18 protein-coding genes are annotated in these 20,635 nt (G+C 40.3%); all 18 read left to right on the top strand.

What is annotated here, in order from left to right:
• Positions 1-30 precede the first annotated feature (30 nt).
• The 18 genes from M3600_RS00260 (at position 31) to asd (ending at position 20,594) form a co-directional block, all read left to right on the top strand.
• Positions 31-4,353 (top strand): PolC-type DNA polymerase III, encoded by a 4,323-nt coding sequence (locus tag M3600_RS00260; RefSeq protein WP_233314365.1) that lies wholly within the window; start codon positions 31-33, stop codon positions 4,351-4,353.
• 285 nt (positions 4,354-4,638) lie between these two features.
• Positions 4,639-5,109, top strand: coding sequence for a ribosome maturation factor RimP (gene rimP, locus M3600_RS00255; RefSeq protein ID WP_233314364.1), 471 nt, complete (start codon positions 4,639-4,641; stop codon positions 5,107-5,109).
• Between the two features lie 192 nt (positions 5,110-5,301).
• Positions 5,302-6,432 carry a transcription termination factor NusA gene (gene nusA / locus M3600_RS00250; RefSeq protein WP_233314363.1) on the top strand — a complete coding sequence of 377 codons (1,131 nt, stop codon included), beginning with the start codon at positions 5,302-5,304 and terminating at the stop codon, positions 6,430-6,432.
• Between the two features lie 15 nt (positions 6,433-6,447).
• Positions 6,448-6,732, top strand: coding sequence for an RNase P modulator RnpM (gene rnpM / locus M3600_RS00245; RefSeq protein ID WP_233314362.1), 285 nt, complete (start codon positions 6,448-6,450; stop codon positions 6,730-6,732).
• The gene (locus M3600_RS00240; protein ID WP_233314361.1) at positions 6,729-7,031 is read left to right on the top strand and encodes a YlxQ family RNA-binding protein; all 303 of its coding nucleotides are present in this window, start codon (positions 6,729-6,731) and stop codon (positions 7,029-7,031) included. The genes rnpM and M3600_RS00240 overlap by 4 nt, the downstream gene beginning before the upstream one ends.
• A gap of 19 nt (positions 7,032-7,050) precedes the next feature.
• A complete protein-coding gene (gene infB, locus M3600_RS00235) occupies positions 7,051-9,222 on the top strand; it encodes a translation initiation factor IF-2 (RefSeq protein WP_233314781.1) in 2,172 nt (723 codons plus the stop codon).
• Positions 9,219-9,500, top strand: coding sequence for a DUF503 domain-containing protein (locus M3600_RS00230; RefSeq protein WP_233314360.1), 282 nt, complete (start codon positions 9,219-9,221; stop codon positions 9,498-9,500). The genes infB and M3600_RS00230 overlap by 4 nt, the downstream gene beginning before the upstream one ends.
• A gap of 20 nt (positions 9,501-9,520) precedes the next feature.
• Positions 9,521-9,883 (top strand): 30S ribosome-binding factor RbfA, encoded by a 363-nt coding sequence (rbfA, locus tag M3600_RS00225; RefSeq protein ID WP_233314359.1) that lies wholly within the window; start codon positions 9,521-9,523, stop codon positions 9,881-9,883.
• A gap of 136 nt (positions 9,884-10,019) precedes the next feature.
• Complete coding sequence (gene truB / locus M3600_RS00220) at positions 10,020-10,934, top strand: tRNA pseudouridine(55) synthase TruB (protein ID WP_251644582.1); 915 nt, start codon at positions 10,020-10,022, stop codon at positions 10,932-10,934.
• Between the two features lie 77 nt (positions 10,935-11,011).
• Positions 11,012-11,953 (top strand): bifunctional riboflavin kinase/FAD synthetase, encoded by a 942-nt coding sequence (ribF, locus tag M3600_RS00215; protein ID WP_233314357.1) that lies wholly within the window; start codon positions 11,012-11,014, stop codon positions 11,951-11,953.
• A 204-nt stretch (positions 11,954-12,157) separates the two neighbouring features.
• Positions 12,158-12,427 (top strand): 30S ribosomal protein S15, encoded by a 270-nt coding sequence (gene rpsO, locus M3600_RS00210; RefSeq protein ID WP_101175791.1) that lies wholly within the window; start codon positions 12,158-12,160, stop codon positions 12,425-12,427.
• 256 nt (positions 12,428-12,683) lie between these two features.
• Complete coding sequence (pnp, locus tag M3600_RS00205) at positions 12,684-14,804, top strand: polyribonucleotide nucleotidyltransferase (protein WP_233314356.1); 2,121 nt, start codon at positions 12,684-12,686, stop codon at positions 14,802-14,804.
• Between the two features lie 194 nt (positions 14,805-14,998).
• Entirely contained in the window at positions 14,999-15,958 is a 960-nt protein-coding gene (locus M3600_RS00200) for a polysaccharide deacetylase family protein (RefSeq protein WP_233314355.1), read from the top strand.
• Between the two features lie 124 nt (positions 15,959-16,082).
• On the top strand, positions 16,083-17,321 hold the full coding sequence (locus tag M3600_RS00195) for a M16 family metallopeptidase (RefSeq protein ID WP_233314354.1): 1,239 nt from the start codon (positions 16,083-16,085) through the stop codon (positions 17,319-17,321).
• Positions 17,322-17,419: 98 nt separating this feature from the next.
• The gene (locus M3600_RS00190; RefSeq protein WP_233314353.1) at positions 17,420-17,677 is read left to right on the top strand and encodes a YlmC/YmxH family sporulation protein; all 258 of its coding nucleotides are present in this window, start codon (positions 17,420-17,422) and stop codon (positions 17,675-17,677) included.
• 196 nt (positions 17,678-17,873) lie between these two features.
• Positions 17,874-18,773, top strand: coding sequence for a dipicolinic acid synthetase subunit A (gene dpaA, locus M3600_RS00185; protein WP_237942271.1), 900 nt, complete (start codon positions 17,874-17,876; stop codon positions 18,771-18,773).
• Positions 18,774-19,370 carry a dipicolinate synthase subunit B gene (locus M3600_RS00180; RefSeq protein WP_233314352.1) on the top strand — a complete coding sequence of 199 codons (597 nt, stop codon included), beginning with the start codon at positions 18,774-18,776 and terminating at the stop codon, positions 19,368-19,370. It begins immediately after the preceding gene.
• Positions 19,371-19,544: 174 nt separating this feature from the next.
• On the top strand, positions 19,545-20,594 hold the full coding sequence (gene asd / locus M3600_RS00175) for an aspartate-semialdehyde dehydrogenase (protein WP_233314351.1): 1,050 nt from the start codon (positions 19,545-19,547) through the stop codon (positions 20,592-20,594).
• The last annotated feature ends 41 nt before the right edge of the window (positions 20,595-20,635 follow it).

Genomic DNA, 20,635 nt, shown 5'->3' with positions numbered 1-20,635 from the left:
AAGAAATATAGAAAAGTAAGGGGAGAACAAATGGCAGAAATAGAAGGGAAATTGGAACGATTTCAATTGCTATTGCAGCAGCTTCAATTAACAGATGATGCGATTGTTACCCATTTTCGTAACGCTAAAATAGATAAAATAGTCATTGAAAGAAAAGCGAAAAAATGGCATTTCCATTTCGCGTTTGAAAGCATTATTCCTTATAACATTTATCAATTGTTCACAACTAAACTTGTCAGCAATTTCGAGCATATTGCAACAGTGACATTCAATATAAATGTTCAATCAAGCCTTGCTGATGAAATACTTATAAGGGATTATTGGTCTGCATGTATTGAACAAATGCAGGGAATTGCACCGCCGCTCATTAAATTGCTTAATGAACAAGTGCCGAAAATTCAAGGCAACAAGTTGACGATAACAGTCAATAACGAAATGGAAGGACTGGCTATTAAGCGCAAATATGCTGATTTAATTTCAAATGCTTATCAGTATTTTGGTTTTCCAGCTATGATGATCGATACAGAAGTGGCAACTCAAGAGACGAATGACGCATATGCCCAGTTCCTTGAAGCGAAAAGACTGGAAGATCAAGAAAGAGGAAAACAGGCCATGCTTGATATTCAGAAGATGGAGGCTGACAAAGAAGCTGGCGATGCGAGCATTCCATCAGGTCCGCTTACAATCGGCTTAACAATTAAGGATGACAGCGACTACCGCCGACTTGAGGAAATTGTCGATGAAGAAAGACGAGTGACAATTGAAGGATACGTGTTCTTCGCAGAGACGAAGGAGCTTCGCAGCGGCAGAACATTGCTGACATTCAAGATTACCGACTACACTAGCTCCATCATGGTGAAGATGTTCTCAAGAGACAAGGAGGATGCAGCGTTATTCCAGCTTGTTAAAAAAGGAATGTGGCTAAGGGCGCGAGGCAGCATTCAGAACGACACCTTTGTCAGAGACTTAGTGATGATCGGGAATGACTTAAATGAAATAAAGCCAGTCGAAAGACAGGACACAGCTAAAGAAGGCGAAAAAAGAGTCGAGCTTCATCTCCATACTCCAATGAGCCAAATGGATGCTGTTTCGTCTGTTGGCGCGCTTGTCGGCCAGGCGAAAAAATGGGGTCATAAAGCGATTGCTATAACCGATCACGCAGTTGCCCAATCCTTTCCGGAAGCCTTTGGTGCCGGAAAGAAAAATGGCGTGAAAATCCTTTACGGAGTCGAAGTGAATCTAGTCGATGACGGGGTGCCGATTGCATATAACGAAAAGGATCTGCATTTAGAAGATGCAACATATGTCGTGTTTGACGTAGAGACAACTGGGTTATCTGCTGTTTACAATACAATCATTGAATTGGCAGCGGTGAAGATTCATAACGGAGAAATTATCGACCGCTTTGAATCATTTGCAGACCCTCATCACAGATTGTCGGCAACAACCATTAATCTGACTGGAATTACAGATGATATGGTCCAAGGTGCGCCAGAGATTGGTATCGTCCTGCGCAAATTCAAAGACTGGGCTGGAGACAGCATACTTGTTGCTCACAACGCTTCCTTTGATGTCGGATTTATTAATGTCGGCTATCAAAAGGCTGGAATGCCAAAATCAGATAATCCTGTCATTGATACATTGGAACTAGGAAGATTTTTGTATCCTGAGATGAAAAACCATCGATTGAACACACTTGCGAAAAAGTTTGATATTGAACTGACACAGCATCACCGTGCCATTTACGATGCAGAAGCAACGGGATATTTAGTGTTGAAAATGTTGAAGGATGCACAGGAAAAAGGCATCACCAATCATAATCAGCTTAATGAGAATATGGGACAAGGCAATGCCTATCAAAGAGCCCGTCCATATCATTGCACACTGCTAGCCCAAAATGATGTTGGTTTGAAAAACCTATTCAAGCTAGTCTCAATTTCTCACTTGAATTATTTCTACCGTGTGCCGCGCATACCGCGTTCTGTCCTGCAAAAGCACAGAGAAGGATTGCTTGTCGGCTCGGGCTGTGATAAAGGAGAAGTATTTGAGGCAATGATGCAAAAAGCGCCGGAAGAAGTGGAAAGTGTGGCGCCGTTTTATGATTATCTGGAAGTAATGCCGAAAGAAGTATATGCCCATTTAATTGAAATGGAGCTAGTACAAAATGAAAAGGCCCTTGAAGAAATCATCGGAAATATCACAAAGCTCGGTGAGAAACTTGATATACCTGTTGTCGCAACAGGAAATGTCCATTACCAAAACCCGAACGACAAAATTTACAGACAAATACTCGTCGGTTCTCAAGGCGGAGCTAACCCGCTGAACAGGCATAAACTTCCTGATGTTCATTTCAGGACTACAAATGAAATGCTTGACGGCTTCCGCTTTTTAGGAGAAGACAAAGCAAAGGAAATCGTCGTTGCCAACAGCAATAAGATTGCCGATATGATAGATGAAATCAAGCCGATTAAAGATGACTTGTACACACCGAAAATTGAAGGCGCAGATGAAGAAATGCGCGAAATGAGCTACAGCATGGCCCGAAGAATATACGGGGACGAATTGCCAGAAATCGTAGAGGCAAGGCTAGAGAAAGAGCTGAAAAGTATTATCGGCCATGGATTCGCCGTTATCTACTTGATTTCTCATAAACTGGTGAAGAAATCATTGGATGATGGATACCTGGTAGGATCACGTGGATCTGTCGGATCATCCTTCGTTGCCACAATGACCGAAATCACAGAGGTTAATCCGCTTCCGCCTCATTACGTTTGTACAAGCTGTAAGCAATCAGAATTCTTCAATGACGGATCAGTCGGTTCAGGCTTTGATTTGCCAGATAAGGACTGCCCGAATTGTGGAATTAGATATAAAAAAGACGGACATGATATTCCGTTTGAAACCTTCCTTGGGTTTAAAGGGGATAAGGTACCTGATATAGATTTGAACTTTTCCGGGGAATACCAACCAAAAGCCCATAACTATACAAAGGTGCTGTTTGGTGAGGAATATGTTTACCGTGCAGGAACGATAGGTACTGTCGCAGATAAGACAGCTTACGGATATGTTAAGGCGTATCAGCAGGATAATAACCTGCAAATTAGAGGTGCGGAAATTGATCGGCTTGCATCAGGCTGTACTGGTGTAAAACGTACTACAGGTCAGCATCCAGGGGGAATTATCGTAGTACCTGATTATATGGATATTTACGACTTTTCACCTATTCAATTCCCGGCAGATGATAGAAATTCTGAATGGAAAACGACTCACTTTGACTTCCATTCCATTCATGATAACCTGCTTAAGCTTGATATACTTGGACACGATGATCCGACTGTTATCAGGATGCTACAGGATTTGAGCGGGATTGATCCGAAAACCATTCCGACAGATGATCCGGAAGTAATGAAAATCTTCAGCGGTACGGAGTCACTTGGTGTTACAGCGGAACAGATTAATTGCAAAACAGGTACTTTTGGAATACCAGAGTTCGGAACTAAATTCGTCCGACAAATGCTTGAGGATACAAAACCAACTACATTCTCAGAGCTTGTCCAAATCTCTGGACTTTCACATGGTACAGACGTTTGGCTCGGCAATGCACAAGAGCTTATCCACAATAATATCTGTAACCTGAGTGAAGTTATCGGCTGTCGTGATGACATCATGGTTTACCTGATATACCAAGGTTTAGACCCGGCATTTGCCTTTAAAATCATGGAAAGTGTCCGTAAAGGTAAAGGTCTAACTGATGAGATGGAAGAGGAAATGCGTAAAAATGAAGTGCCGGAATGGTATATTGATTCTTGTAAAAAGATAAAATATATGTTCCCGAAGGCGCATGCTGCGGCTTACGTCCTCATGGCCGTAAGGATTGCCTATTTTAAAGTGCATCTTCCGCTTCTTTACTATGCAGCATACTTCACAGTAAGAGCAGAAGATTTTGATGTAGACGCCATGGTGAAAGGCGCCCAAAGCATTAAAGCAGTTATAGATGAAATCAGCGGCAAAGGTCTTGATGCATCTACTAAGGAGAAAAACTTGCTTACAGTTATGGAGCTTGCTTTCGAAATGGTAGAGCGAGGATTCTCTTTCCAAAAAGTCGATTTATATAAATCAAGTGCTTCTGAATTCATTATTGAAGGAAATACTCTTATTCCGCCGTTTAACAGTATTCCAGGCCTTGGAACAAATGCGGCATTGAATATTGTGCGTTCAAGACAAGACGGCGAGTTTCTGTCTAAAGAAGATTTGCAACAGCGCGGAAAAGTGTCTAAAACTATCATGGAGTACTTGGATAACCATGGCTGCTTAGCTGACATGCCGGACCAAAACCAGCTGTCACTATTCTAATACAGTTTGTTAATTTAGGGAAAAGGCAGGCGGAGCCTTGCTGTATCAGAGTTCTATTTGCATAAATAGTGCGGTTATGGTATAGTTTAGTTGGAAATACTAAAGATAACTTTCGCGAATGGAGAGTGGGGCAACCCACTCTTTCCTATTGTACGCACCTTTTTACGGGTGGTATTTTCTATTTGGAAAGCGAAAAATTATTAAACAGGTTAGACAAGAAAAGCATGCTTGAACAGTCTGCATTCTTGCCTCAATAATTGTTCCTTGCTTAAGGAGGGAAAAAGTTTGAGCAAAGTAACAGGGATAGTCGAAGAAATGGTTAACCCAATATTAGAAGATCTTAACTTAGAACTAGTTGACATTGAGTATGTAAAAGAAGGTCCTAACTACTTTTTGCGCGTCTTCATTGATAAGGACAATGGTGTAGATATTGATGAGTGTGCTGCGGTCAGCGAGAAGCTAAGCGAAAAACTGGATGAACTGGATCCGATTCCAGAAAACTATTTCCTAGAGGTTTCTTCTCCTGGTGCCGAAAGACCTTTGAAGAAGGATAAGGATTTCCAAAAGGCAATTGGGAAAAATGTACATATTAAAACATATGAACCGATTGACAACGAAAAAACCTTTGAAGGAATCCTTACAGGTTTTGATGGCAATGTTGTCACAGTAGAAGTGAAAATCAAAACTAGAAAAAAAACCATTGAAATTCCTTATGAGAAAGTTGCTAAAGCTAGGCTTGCAGTGAGCTTCTCGTAAGAAATACGAAGTGCTTTGGCAAAATTTTATAGCAAAGCACTTTTGCACTTATTTTATTTTTGCGTCAAGCCCTTAAACCTTCGACACTTAATAGTCAGGCCCGACTTCTAGTACTGACTCGTAAGTTGTTTGGTTTGGTCAAAGGGCTTCCGCTCTATATTTTCCGTTGAGGTTAAAGGGGGATACACTCTCATGAGCAGTGAATTAGTAGATGCTCTTGTATTGCTTGAGAAAGAAAAAGGAATTTCGCGTGATGTAATTATTGAGGCTATTGAAGCCGCACTTATTTCTGCATACCGCCGAAACTTCAATCAAGCACAAAATGTTCGCATAGATTTAAATTTAGGTTCAGGTACAATGCGTGTATTTGCACGTAAAGAAGTGGTGGATGAAGTTTTTGATCCGCGTTTGGAAATTTCATTGGAGGATGCTCAAAAGGTAAATCCAAACTATGAAGTGGAAGATGTCGTGGAACTGGAAGTGACTCCAAAGGACTTCGGCCGAATTGCTGCGCAAACAGCTAAACAAGTTGTTACACAGCGTGTTCGTGAAGCGGAAAGAGGAATCATCTATTCGGAATTCATCGACCGTGAAGAAGATATTATGACAGGTATTGTTCAGCGCCAAGACAGCAAGTTCATTTACGTGAGCTTAGGAAAAATCGAAGCGATTCTACCTGCAAATGAGCAGATGCCAAATGAATTTTACAAGCCTCATGATCGTATTAAAGTATTTTTGACGAAAGTTGAAAAAACAACAAAAGGTCCACAAATTTATGTGTCTAGAACACATCCTGGCTTGCTAAAAAGATTGTTTGAAATGGAAGTTCCAGAAATCTATGACGGCACTGTAGAAATTAAGTCTGTTGCTCGTGAAGCTGGTGACAGATCTAAAATCTCTGTACACTCTGAAAATGAAGAAGTAGATCCAGTAGGTTCATGTGTTGGCCCTAAGGGAACTCGTGTTCAGACAATTGTTAATGAACTTAAAGGGGAAAAAATCGATATCGTCCAATGGTCGCAAGATCCAAAGGTGTTTGTTGCTAATGCTCTAAGCCCATCTAAAGTGTTGGAAGTAATTGTAGATGAGGAAGAAAAAGCAACAACTGTTATCGTTCCTGATTATCAGCTTTCATTAGCAATCGGAAAAAGAGGTCAAAACGCTCGCCTTGCTGCTAAGCTGACTGGCTGGAAGATTGACATCAAATCTGAAACAGATGCAAGAGAAGCTGGGATTTATCCAACTGAAGCTTCGCTGTTAACGTTTGATGACAATGATGAGGAAGAAGAGGATTTTCGCTTAAACAGTGAAGATTTAGATTGATTGGGGTGAATGAGTGTGAACAGCAGAAAAAAAGTACCAATGCGCAAATGTGTTGCTACAGGTGAAATGAGACCAAAAAAAGAACTAGTTCGCATCGTTCGCTCGAAGGAAGGTCTAGTATCTGTTGATTTAACTGGAAAGAAATCAGGACGCGGAGCATATCTTTCTAAGGATAAAGAAGCAGTGCTTTTAGCCAAGAAAAAGAATATTCTAGGAAATCAGCTTGACGTTGCAATTGAAGATTCTGTATACGACGAGCTGCTTGATTTAATAGAGAAGGAGCAAGGACAATCCAAATGAACAATAATCAATGGATGTCATTACTTGGCTTAGCATATCGAGCGCGGAAAATTACCTCTGGTGAGGAACTTACCGTAAAAGAAATTAGAAGCGGAAATGCAAAACTAATATTATTGTCGGAAGATGCTTCACAAAACACGGCCAAAAAAATAATGGACAAGTGCCATTCCTATAAAGTGCCGTTTAAAATGGTACCTAACCGGGAAGTGCTTGGACAGTCAATAGGCAAAGAAGCAAGAGTGGTTGTCGCTGTTTTGGATAATGGATTTGCAAAAAAACTTTTAACGCTGCTCGATTAATTCTTGCGGGGGTGAAATGATGAGTAAAATGCGAGTTTACGAATACGCAAAAAAATTCAACATATCAAGTAAAGATGTTATTACAAAGCTGAAAGACATGAATGTAGAAGTCTCGAATCATATGACAACACTAGAAGAGGAAGCAGTAAAAAAATTGGATAGTATTTATAATAAAAGTACAGAAGCGATACAAAATAACAATAAGAATGCTGTATCAAAAAATATAGCAGAAACTTATGAAGAAGAAAGTGATGCAATGGCTGAAAAAGGAAAAACAACTCAAACTAAAACTAATAATACAAAACCAGGTTTCAACAAACCAAAAGGCAACAACAACAACAATAATAACAATAAAAACAGAAATAACAACAACAATCGCAAGGGGAAACAAGGTCAAGCTCCAGCAGCTCCTCCAGCTCCTAAAAAAGAAAAAGAACTGCCAACAAAAATTACGTTCAGTGATTCATTAACAGTTGCAGAACTTGCAAAAAAACTGCATCGTGAACCTTCTGAAATCATCAAAAAATTATTCATGCTTGGTGTAATGGCTACGATCAACCAAGATCTTGACAAAGATTCCATTGAACTAATTGCTGGAGATTATGGTGTAGAAGTAGAAGAAGAAATTAAAATTGATACAACTGATCTTGAAGTGTATTTTGGTGATGACGAAGAAGCTGCTTTAATCGAACGTCCATCTGTTGTTACAATCATGGGTCACGTTGACCATGGTAAAACAACATTGCTTGACAGTATCCGTAACACGAAAGTGACTGCAGGTGAAGCAGGCGGTATTACACAGCATATCGGTGCATACCAAATTGAAGAGAACGGTAAAAAAATTACCTTCCTTGATACACCAGGACATGCTGCGTTTACAACAATGCGTGCACGCGGTGCTAAAATTACGGATATCACAATCCTTGTTGTTGCAGCTGACGACGGAGTAATGCCTCAAACAGTTGAAGCAATTAACCATGCGAAAGCGGCTGAAGTGCCAATTATCGTAGCTGTAAACAAAATGGATAAACCGACTGCAAACCCAGACAGAGTTATGCAGGAACTGACAGAACATGGATTAGTACCAGAAGCTTGGGGTGGAGATACTATTTTTGTACCGCTATCTGCATTAACTGGTGAAGGTATTGATACACTTCTTGAAATGATTCTTCTTGTAGGGGAAGTAGAAGAGTACAAGGCTAATCCAGATCGCAATGCTGTTGGTACAGTTATTGAGGCAGAGTTGGATAAAGGTAAAGGTTCTGTTGCGACATTATTAGTCCAGAACGGAACATTAAACATCGGTGATCCAATCGTTGTCGGAAACACATTTGGCCGTGTCCGTGCAATGGTAAATGATCTTGGCCGTCGTGTTAAAACTGCAGGTCCATCTACTCCTGTTGAAATCACGGGATTAAATGAAGTACCGCAAGCTGGTGACCGCTTCGTTGTATTTAAAGACGAAAAAACGGCACGCCAAATTGGTGAAGCACGTTCTTCTATAGCAATTCAGGCACAGAGATCTGAAAAGGCAAGAATCAGCCTTGATAACTTATTCGAACATATGAAACAAGGCGAAATGAAAGACTTGAACATCGTACTAAAAGCAGACGTTCAAGGTTCAGCTGAGGCGCTAGCAGCAGCACTTTACAAAATCGAAGTTGAAGGTGTAAATGTTAAAATCATCCATACTGGTGTCGGTGCTATTAACGAATCTGACATTACGCTAGCAGCTGCTTCTAATGCGATTGTTATCGGCTTTAACGTAAGACCAGATGTCAACGCGAAAAGAGCTGCAGATGCCGAAGCAGTAGATGTGCGCTTACACCGCATTATCTATAAAGTAATTGAAGAGATTGAAGCGGCGATGAAAGGTATGCTTGATCCTGAGTTCGAAGAGAAAGTTATCGGTCAGGCTGAAGTTCGCCAAACATTCAAAGTTTCAAAAATCGGTACGATTGCTGGTTCTTATATAACTGATGGAAAAATTACAAGAGACAGCGGTATCCGCATCATCAGAGATGGCATTGTTATCTTTGAAGGAGAAGTTGATGCGCTGAAACGTTTCAAAGATGATGCAAAAGAGGTTTCTCAAGGGTATGAATGTGGTATCACTATTAAGAACTTCAATGATATGAAAGAAGGAGACATCATTGAAGCTTATGTAATGCAAGAAATTGAGCGCAAATGATTGTCGGTCTTCTGACAGTTGAGTGCATCATTTATGATGCTCATTCGCTCAAGGAGAAGCGCGCTGTACTCCAGCGAATTATGGATCGCTTGAAACAAAAATTTAATATAGCTGTTTCGGAGGTTGACTTCCAGGATATGTGGCAGCGGACAGAGCTCGCCGTTGTAACGGTAGCATCTGTCAAGGTTGCAGCAGAAAGAGAGCTTCAGAATGCTTTGAAGCTGATCGATTCATTTCCGGAAATTGAAGCTTCGACGACAGCTATAGAATGGCTTTAATAGAACGAGGTGAGAATGTTATGAGCCTTAGACCCAACCGTGTTGGCGAACAAATGAAAAAAGAGCTTGGCGAGATCATTACGAGAAAGATTAAAGATCCTCGTATTGGCTTCGTTACAGTTACAGATGTTCAAGTAACAGGTGACCTGCAGCAGGCAACTGTATACATTTCCGTATTGGGAGATCAAGAACAACGCGAAAATACCCTAAAAGGGCTGGCAAAAGCAAAAGGATTTATACGTTCTGAAATTGGACAAAGAATTCGCTTGCGCAAAACGCCAGAGATTACTTTTGAATTTGATGAGTCTATTGATTACGGAAACAGAATCGATACATTGCTTCATCAAATAGCAAGAGAATCGGAATCAGAATCAGATAAATAAGAAAGCTGTTAAATAATTTTAGCAGCAAGTATGACTCCTATTTTCATCTGTCTTAAAAGCAAAGAGGGTATTCCTCTTTGTTTTTGAAACAATAGACAATAGGAGTCATTTTGTTTAACAGAAAGGGTTGGAAAATATGGAGGGCATTTTGCCATTATGGAAGCCGAAGGGCATGACATCACACGACTGTGTGTTTAAGCTTCGCAAAATATTGCGCATGAAAAAAATCGGTCATACAGGGACATTGGATCCTGATGTTACAGGTGTTCTACCGATTTGCTTAGGAAGGGCGACTAAGGTTGCTGAATACATAACAGATGCAGGTAAATCGTATGAAGGGGAAGTAACCATCGGATACTCCACAACAACAGAAGACAGCTCAGGCGACAAGGTCGAGGAAAAAGTCGTAACAGGTTCCATTACAAGGGAACAAGTGGAGGAAGTACTCCGTTCACTGACAGGTGTAATTAAACAAACTCCACCGATGTTTTCAGCTGTGAAAGTCAATGGGAAAAGGCTCTACGAGTATGCAAGACAGGGAATAGAAGTAGAGCGGCCAACACGGGAAGTGACAATCTACAAGATAGAACTGCTTGATGAGTGGGAGTCACTGTCCGGTGAGCAAGTTTCCTTCCGCTTTAAAGTGGATTGCAGCAAAGGGACATATATTCGAACATTAGCAGTCATGATTGGAGAGAAGCTCGGTTACCCTGCTCATATGTCGGATCTATCAAGAACCCGTTCGGCCACAATGACTTTGTCCGATTGTCTTACCTTTGAGCAGATTGAAGAAGCGCAAAGTAAAGGGCTTTTAGAGCAAAGCTTGAGACCGATTGAGGATGGGCTCAGTTATTTGCCGAAATATGAAATAAATGATACATTAGCTATGAGAGTCCGCAACGGTGCAGTGCTTGAAGCGCCGCCCGAGCTCCTCCAAACGGAAGGGCCAATTGCTGTGTTTACGGAAAGTGGTGAAGCTATAGCGATTTATGTGCATCATCCTTCCAAACAAGGAATGATAAAGCCTTCAAAAATTTTAAAGGTTTTGTAAATAGACTGTAGCGTTGTCGGTATAAGGACAGGCATAAGAAAAATAAATTTCAGGTGCTAGAAAAAGGTGAGTCAAGTTTGAGAGTAGTGAGAATAGATAATATAGAAAATATGCATTCTATGGAAATTCCTTCACTGGTTATGGCTTTGGGCTACTTTGACGGAGTCCATCTTGGCCATCAGAAGGTCATCGGGGAAGCTAAAAAAATTGCCGGCGAATTGGGATTGAAGACTGGAGTTATGACCTTTGATCCCCATCCGTCTCTAGTGTTGTCAAAAGAAAAGAAACAAATCGGTCTGATTACGTCACTGGAAACGAAAATTGCTGAGATGGAGAAGCTTGGTGTTGATTACTTATTTATCGTCCATTTCACAAAAGAGTTTGCCGGATTGCATCCGCAAAGCTTTGTTGATCAATATTTGGTGGATCTTAATGTTAAGCATGTTGTTTGCGGGTTTGATTATACGTATGGAATGAAAGCAGCAGGCACTTCCGAAACATTGGCTCTTCATGGCCGTGAGCGGTTTGGGACAACAATAATCAGCAAGGAGACCTTTGAAGGGGAGAAGGTTAGCTCAACCTTAATCAGATCCTATATAAATGCTGGAGATATGGAAAAGGTTCCAAAGCTCCTTGGCCGTTTCTACACAAACCACGGTAAAGTCATTCACGGCGACAAGCGGGGCAGAACGATTGGTTTCCCAACAGCGAACGTCAAGACTGGGGACGAGGAAATCATTCCTCCACAAGGCGTATATGCTGTGAAAGTGAATGTTGGCGAGAAATGGTATAATGGCGTCTGTAATGTGGGAACGAAGCCGACATTCCATCCTGGCAAGACTGTTCAATCCGTCGAAGCGCATATTTTCGAGTTTAATCAAGATATTTATGATCAGATTATTACCATTGAATGGCATATGCGGATAAGAAGCGAGAAGAAATTTAACGGCATTCAAGAGCTTGTTGAGCAAATTGAAAGAGATAAGCAGACAGCAATTGCTTACTTTGCTAATCTATAATGTTTAAAAATAACTAGGATTGGCAATGATAGTGACAGGTATCCCAATCCAAAAAAATTAATAGATGATTTTCTTGCTTTTTTTATGAAAAAAGGTTATTCTTATAAACGTACTAAAAACAACCTTTGCTTGGCAAAATCGAATCACCAACGTTTTGCTCAGTAAATGGGGATTAGTGTAATAGGATATAGGAGGTGAAACAGGATGGCAATCACTCAAGAACGTAAAAACGAACTTATCAATGAGTACAAAACGCATGAGAACGATACTGGATCTCCAGAAGTTCAAATCGCTGTCCTTACTGAGTCTATTAACAACCTGAATGATCATTTACGTACACACAAAAAAGATCATCACTCACGTCGTGGTCTTTTGAAAATGGTAGGTAGACGTCGTAATCTACTAACTTACCTACGTAATAAAGACGTTCAACGTTACCGTGTTTTAATCAACAAACTTGGTCTACGTAGATAGTATTAAAAAGCGGGATACTTGTTCCCGCTTTTTTATTGTGCAAGAAGACAACTATAACTATTGACATATATACTTGATAACTAATGAATAGATTACATAATTGTTGGTGGACACTGACTTTTGACATAAACGAATTTAACTGAAATAATATGTAATAAGTATTTTGGTAATGATAAAAAATATCCATGTAGGTTTAGGTAGCACTAAAATAACCAAAACCTCTAACAAGTGAAATGAGTAGAGAGGGGTTTTTAGAATGGGACAAGATAAACATGTCTATTCAATGGACTGGGCAGGCAGGAAGCTCTCAGTCGAAATCGGCCAATTGGCAAAACAAGCAAACGGCGCAGCATTGGTGCGTTACGGGGATACAGCAGTTCTAAGTACAGCAACTGCATCAAAAGAACCAAAGAATTTAGACTTCTTTCCTTTAACAGTTAACTATGAAGAGCGTCTGTATGCTGTTGGTAAAATCCCAGGCGGTTTTATTAAAAGAGAAGGCAGACCAAGTGAAAGAGCAATCTTGGCGAGCCGTTTAATCGATAGACCAATCCGTCCGCTATTTGCTGATGGTTTCCGTAACGAAGTACAGGTTGTCAGCCTTGTAATGAGTGTGGATCAAGATTGCACGTCGGAGATGGCGGCAATGTTCGGATCTTCCTTGGCATTATCTGTATCTGATATACCGTTCGGAGGACCGATTGCAGGCGTATATGTCGGCAGAATTGACGGCGAATTCATCATCAATCCAACAGTGGAACAAGCAGAAAAAAGCGATATTACGCTTGCTGTTGCAGGAACTAAGGATGCCATTAACATGGTTGAAGCAGGCGCTTTAGAAGTACCTGAAGAAGTGATGCTTGAAGCAATCATGTTTGGACATAACGAAATTAAAAAGCTAATTGAATTCCAAGAAAAGATCGTATCCGAAATCGGTAAAGAAAAAGTAGATGTAGTTCTTTATGAGTTGGACAAGGATATTGAAGCAGAAGTTCGCGGACTATGCGAAAAAGAAATGCTTGATGCGATCAGAGTTCAAGAAAAGCATGCTCGTGAAGCAGCTATTAGAGAAGTGAAAAATTCTGTTGTTGCGAAATATGAAACAGAAGAAGCAGATGAAGACAAGCTGAAACAAGTAAAGCAAATTCTTGATAAACTAGTTAAAAATGAAGTTCGTCGTCTCATCACAGAAGATAAAGTAAGACCTGATGGACGTGGACTTGAAGAGATTCGCCCACTGTCATCAGAAGTTGACCTTCTTCCACGTACACATGGATCAGGCTTGTTTACTCGCGGACAAACTCAAGCGCTCAGCATTTGTACTTTAGGAGCATTAGGTGATGTGCAAATCTTGGACGGCCTTGGTGTCGAAGAAGAAAAACGCTTTATGCATCATTATAACTTCCCTAACTTCAGCGTTGGTGAAACAGGGCCAATGCGCGGACCTGGACGTCGTGAAATCGGACATGGAGCACTTGGTGAAAGAGCATTGGAACCAATTATTCCATCTGAGAAGGATTTCCCTTATACAATCCGTCTAGTATCAGAAGTGTTGGAATCTAATGGTTCTACATCCCAAGCAAGTATCTGTGCAAGCACGCTTGCAATGATGGATGCTGGTGTTCCGATTAAAGCTCCGGTTGCAGGTATTGCAATGGGTCTTATTGCATCAGGCGAACATTACAGTATCTTAACAGATATTCAAGGCATGGAAGACCATCTTGGAGATATGGACTTTAAAGTAGCAGGTACAGCAAAAGGTGTTACAGCATTGCAGATGGATATTAAGATTGAAGGACTTTCAAGACAAATTCTTGAAGAGGCTTTGCAACAGGCAAAAATCGGCCGTATGCAAATCCTTGAATCAATGCTTGCAACAATCCAAACACCAAGAGAAGAACTGTCCACATATGCACCAAAAATATTAATGATGACAATTAATCCAGATAAAATCCGTGATGTTATTGGGCCAAGCGGTAAACAAATCAATAAAATCATTGAAGAAACTGGCGTAAAAATTGACATTGAACAAGATGGAACAGTGTTTATCTCTTCAGTGGATGATGAAATGAACAAAAAGGCGAAAGCGATTATCGAAGATATTGTCCGTGAAGTTGTTGTCGGTCAAATGTATCTTGGTAAAGTAAAACGAATTGAAAAATTCGGAGCATTTGTAGAAATCTTCAACGGTAAAGATGGACTAGTTCATATTTCTGAACTTGCAGAAGAAAGAATCGGTAAGGTCGAAGATGTTGTTGCGATCGGTGACGAAATTCTTGTTAAAGTAACAGAAATTGATAAACAGGGCAGAGTAAATCTTTCCCGCAAAGCTGTACTGAAGGAACAAAAAGAACAAGCAGAAGATGCAACAAAATAATTTTTTAAAATGAGGTTTGACTCTAATGATTTCTGTATTTAACGCAGCTATTGCTGTTAGGCAGTGAATTTTTAAGGGTCTGCCTTTTTTTATATAGATGGTAAAAAGACTGCCAAGCTTTAGATATTTACGCTTTTCATTACGTTCTACCTTGTCCTCCTTCTACATAAAGATTTAGTAGGAGGGGATTTAGAATGAAAAGAATAATTCCGATGGCTGGTCTATTGTTAGCAGCATGGTTTGTTGCCAACAATCCATTGTCCAATACATATGTAGCAACTTTAGTTGATAACAGAGAGAGTGTGACTGTGTCCAAAAGCACTAGTCCACTGTATGAAACAATTGAAAGTAATGCAGACAAGTACAGAGTCGAAGCAGTTGATGCGAAGATTGATCCTGTGTGGAAGGCGATTCCAGGTATTAATGGGTTAGAGGTCGACGTACAGGCATCCTACAAGAAAATGAAAAAAGCCGGCGTTTTTGATAAACAAAAACTCGTATATAAACAACTAAAGCCGAAGGTGCATCTCGAAGATCTTCCGGCAGCAGCCATTTATAAAGGCAATCCTGAGAAAAAAATGATCAGCTTTATCATTAATGTTGCTTGGGGCAATGAATATCTGCCTGATATTTTAGCAACTTTAAAAAAGCATCATGTTAAGGCAAGTTTTTTTCTTGAGGGCAGATGGGTTCAAAAAAATCCAGAATTGGCAAAAATGATCGCAGAGGCTGGCCACGAGGTAGGCAATCATTCTTACACACATCCTGATATGAGCAAAATTAGTGAAGCGAAAATCAGAGAAGAAATAACAAAAACAAATGATGTAATTGAAGCAACAACAGGAAAAACAGTAACATGGCTTGCGCCTCCGAGCGGTTATTATAATGAATCAGTTGTGAAAATTGCTAAAGAGCAAAACTTAGGCACCTTAATGTGGTCAGTTGACACAATTGATTGGCAAAAGCCGAGTCCGGAAGTGTTGCTGCAGCGTGTAATGGGTAAAGTCCATAATGGAGCAATGATTTTAATGCATCCAACCGAATCTACGGCAAACAGTTTAGATGAACTCATCAGCCAAATCCAAGCTAAAAATTTGGAAATTAATACTGTCACAGAAATGCTCAGCGAGGACCGTTCTATGCCTGATAAGTAATTGTTTGCAAGTTTTAGAACAATTATTTTCATAATGAAACAACTTTTTGGCAAAAATACGAAGAATAAGATATACTAGCAGTCGCGAGCAGTTACATTGGCAAACGAGAACAGGAGGAACTTACTTGATAAAAAGATACACTTGCCAAAACGGAGTTAGAATAGTGCTGGAAAATATCCCTACCGTGCGTTCTGTAGCTATCGGTGTTTGGATTGGCACTGGGTCTAGAAAAGAAGACGAAAAAAATAATGGCGTGTCTCATTTTTTAGAGCACATGTTTTTTAAAGGAACAAAAACAAGAAATGCTAGAGAGATAGCTGAGTCATTTGATAGCATCGGCGGTCAGGTTAATGCATTCACTTCAAAAGAGTACACTTGCTATTATGCAAAAGTACTTGATACACATGCAGATTTTGCACTTGAGGTGCTTGCTGATATGTTCTTCCATTCCACTTTTGAAGAGGGAGAGCTGAAGAAAGAGAAAAATGTCGTCTACGAAGAAATAAAAATGTACGAAGACACACCTGACGATATTGTTCATGACTTATTGAGCCAGGCAGTGTATGAGAAGCATCCGCTTGGTTATCCGATTTTAGGGACAGAGGAAACATTAAGCACTTTCAATGGCGATACATTGAGAGAGTATATGTTTGAACATTACACACCTGAAAATACGGTTATCTCCATTGCAGGAAATATCACAGATGACTTTATCGCTGAAGTGGAAAAATACTTTGGAGCGTTTGAAGCAGGTAAAAGTGAAAGAGAAATTAGTAAGCCATCGTTCCATACGAACAGAATTTCTCGTAAAAAGGAAACAGAGCAGGCACATCTTTGCCTAGGATATGAAGGATTGCAAGTTGGCCATGAGGATATGTACAGCTTGATTTCTTTAAATAATATTCTTGGCGGCAGCATGAGCAGCAGATTGTTCCAGGATGTAAGGGAGCAAAAAGGCTTAGCATATTCAGTCTTTTCTTATCATTCCTCCTTCCAAGACAGCGGAATTGTGACAATCTACGGCGGAACTGGTGCAAAACAGCTGGATGAGCTGTATGAAACGATTCAGACGACTCTTGCTAACCTAAAACGAGATGGCATTACTGAAAAAGAGCTTTCAAACAGCAAGGAGCAGTTAAAAGGCAGCTTGATGCTGAGCTTAGAAAGCACAAACAGCCGAATGAGCCGCAACGGTAAAAATGAATTATTGCTTGGAAAACACCATACTTTAGATGAGATTATTGCGAAAATAGACAAGGTATCCAATGCAGATGTGAACAAGATGGCACATCAGATTTTCACTGATTCCTTTTCTGTATCGCTTATCAGTCCTGACGGCAATATGCCGAAAAGCCTTCTATAATATAGAAGGGGTTACATAAAAAATACTTTTAGCTAGTCTAATTCTCTACCTCTGTTGATATGATAATAGAAAAGCATTAATCATTAGGAGGCGGAGAAATGAGACTAAGCGAATTAAGCGGAAAAGAGCTTGTAGATGTGAAAAATGCCGTCCGGCTTGGCATGCTCGGTCAAACAGATTTAGAAATAAATGAAAAGGACGGGCAAATCAAAACTTTGTTGATTCCCTCCCTTAAATGGTTTGGCTTCCGGAAGACAGGGGATGAACTGAGAGTGCCTTGGTCCCATATAAAAAAAATCGGCACTGATATGATTATTATCGATATTCCGAATAAGGATGACACGACTAATTTGTAAAAGTCCGGCCCATTATCCCAAGTTAACATAACAGGGATAAATGGCGCCGGGCTTTTTTTGTTTTTGGAAAATACTGCATGCGATGATTTTAGAGGAAAATCTATAAAGCAACTCACCTAAAACAAGATCGTGACATAAGATGTTGGAGTAGTAATTGATTAGTGTTAGGATCTTTAAAAAAGAAGGTGAAATATACATGCTGACAGGGATGAAAATCGCCATTATCGGCGGCGATGCAAGGCAGCTCGAAATTGTCCGCAAGCTGACAGAGCAGCATGCACAGCTTTCTTTAGTTGGCTTTGAACAGCTGGATCATGCTTTTGCTGGAGCCACAAAAGAAAAGATCGATAATGTGGATTTTTCAATGATTGATGCGATCATTCTGCCTGTTAAAGGAACCGATCTAAACGGACAGGTGGATACAATCTTTTCAAATGAAAAGGTTTTTTTAACAGAAGAATTGCTAGAGAAAACACCGTCCCATTGTACTATTTATTCGGGAATCACCAATGACTATTTAAATGGCATTATCTCAAGTACAAATCGTTCGCTCGTACAGCTGTTTAACAGAGATGATGTGGCAATACTGAACAGCATTCCAACGGTAGAAGGCACGATTATGATGGCTATTCAGCATACGGATACAACCATTCATGGTTCGAATATCCTAATACTTGGTTTAGGCCGTGTTGGAATGAGTGTAGCAAGGACGTTTCATGCATTAGGAGGCAAGGTGAAGGTTGCAGCAAGTGAGAGCGAGCACCTGGCCAGAATCTTAGAAATGGGCTTGACGCCCGTCCCGTTATCAGAATTAGAAAAAGCGGTTTGTGATATAGATATGTGCATTAACACCATTCCCCACCTTGTTGTTACATCCTCTGTCATTGAAAAAATGCCACTGCATACATTAATCATTGATCTTGCCTCCAAACCAGGTGGTACAGATTTCCAATATGCAGAAAAAAGAGGGGTTAAGGCGCTGCTTGCACCTAGCTTGCCTGGAATTGTTGCGCCTAAGACTGCTGGGAATATACTAGCAGAGGTTCTATCACAGCTGCTGCAAGAAGAATGGCAAAGTCGAAAGGAGCAATCATAAATGAGCTTACAAGGAAAAAGAATCGGATTTGGAATTTCTGCTTCCCACTGCACATATGCAGAAGTTATGCCGCAAGTAGAAAGGCTTGTAAGTCTTGGAGCTGATGTCGTTCCTGTTGTTACAGGCAATGTTCAGCATACAGACACAAGATTTGGTAAAGGATTGGAATGGATCGGTAAACTGGAGGAAGTAACAGGGAATGAAATTATTGACAGCATTGTCAAAGCGGAGCCTCTAGGACCAAAAATTCCCCTTGATTGCATGGTAATAGCTCCGCTTACTGGGAATAGCATGAGTAAATTCGCTAATGCTATGACAGACAATGCAGTACTTATGGCAGCAAAAGCTACGCTAAGAAACCAAAAGCCAGTCGTTTTAGGTATATCGACGAATGATGCTTTAGGCTTAAATGGAGTTAACCTAATGCGCTTGATGGCAACAAAACATATTTATTTCATTCCTTTCGGCCAGGACGATCCAGACAAAAAGCCAAATTCCATGGTTGCAAGAATGAGCATGCTGGCTGAGACAATTAACGCTGCATTAGAAGGAAAACAAATACAGCCTGTTATCGTCGAAAAATATTTAGATAAGTGAAAATAATAGAATAATTTATACTGTTTTTTAACTTTTTGTCATATTTCAAGTAAAAAGGTTCTGTTCATATAGCACGAATATGTTAAAATAGAGAATATTCATTTGGCGGCGAGCTTGTCGCCGTCATTAATTGTATAATATACAGAGAAAACACCTGAAAGAAGGGGAGCCTTTATGGAGCAAAAAAAAGGATTTAATGTAGCAGTGGTTGGAGCAACTGGAGCAGTAGGACAACAAATGATTAAAACATTGGAAACAAGAGATTTTCCCATTTCAAAATTAACTCTTTTGTCTTCTAAGCGTTCTGCAGGGACAAAGGTTACTTATAAAGGCAAGGAAATCACAGTGGAGGAAGCGACACCTGAAAGCTTCCAAGGAATTGACATTGCCTTGTTCTCAGCAGGCGGAGGCGTATCAAAGGATCTTGCACCACATGCTGTAGAGCATGGTGCGATTGTAGTCGATAATACAAGTGCATTCCGCATGGATGAAAACGTACCGTTGGTCGTTCCAGAAGTGAATGAAGAAGATTTGCATAAGCATAACGGCATTATCGCAAATCCAAACTGTTCTACTATTCAAATGGTTGTAGCTCTTCAGCCGTTAAAAGAAAAATACGGTTTGAAGAAAGTGCTTGTCTCCACATACCAAGCTGTTTCAGGATCAGGTGCAGCAGCGGTGGATGAGCTTAACAGCCAGACGAAAGCAATCATCAATGAAGAGAGCTTTGAACCGAAAATTCTTCCAGTAAAAAGCGATAAGAAGCATTATCAAATTGCCTTCAACGCTATTCCGCAAATTGACGTATTTACGGACAACGGATTTACGTATGAAGAAATGAAAATGATCAACGAAACGAAAAAAATTATGCATGACGAAGATCTTAAAGTAGCGGCTACTTGTGTGAGAATCCCTGTTGCTACAGGCCATTCTGAATCCGTTTATTTTGAACTGGATGCAACAGACGTAACAGCATCCGATATCCAAAGCTTGCTGAAAGACGCTCCAGGTGTAATTTTGCAGGACGACATCCAAAATCAAGTATATCCAATGCCGGCTGATTGTGTCGGATCAAATGATGTATTTGTAGGTCGTATCCGCAAAGACCTTGATACAGAAAACGGGTTTCATATGTGGGTTGTTTCCGATAACCTGCTAAAAGGTGCTGCGTGGAATTCTGTTCAAATCGCTGAAAGTCTTGTAAAACTGGGACTAGTGAAATAAACAAGAATACACTTTTTAACACAGCACATCTCTTTATTATA

The organism is Niallia sp. MER 6, assembly GCF_023714395.1.
In the GTDB taxonomy this organism is placed as follows: domain Bacteria; phylum Bacillota; class Bacilli; order Bacillales; family Cytobacillaceae; genus Niallia.
This window is presented reverse-complemented; position numbering and strand designations above follow the sequence as displayed.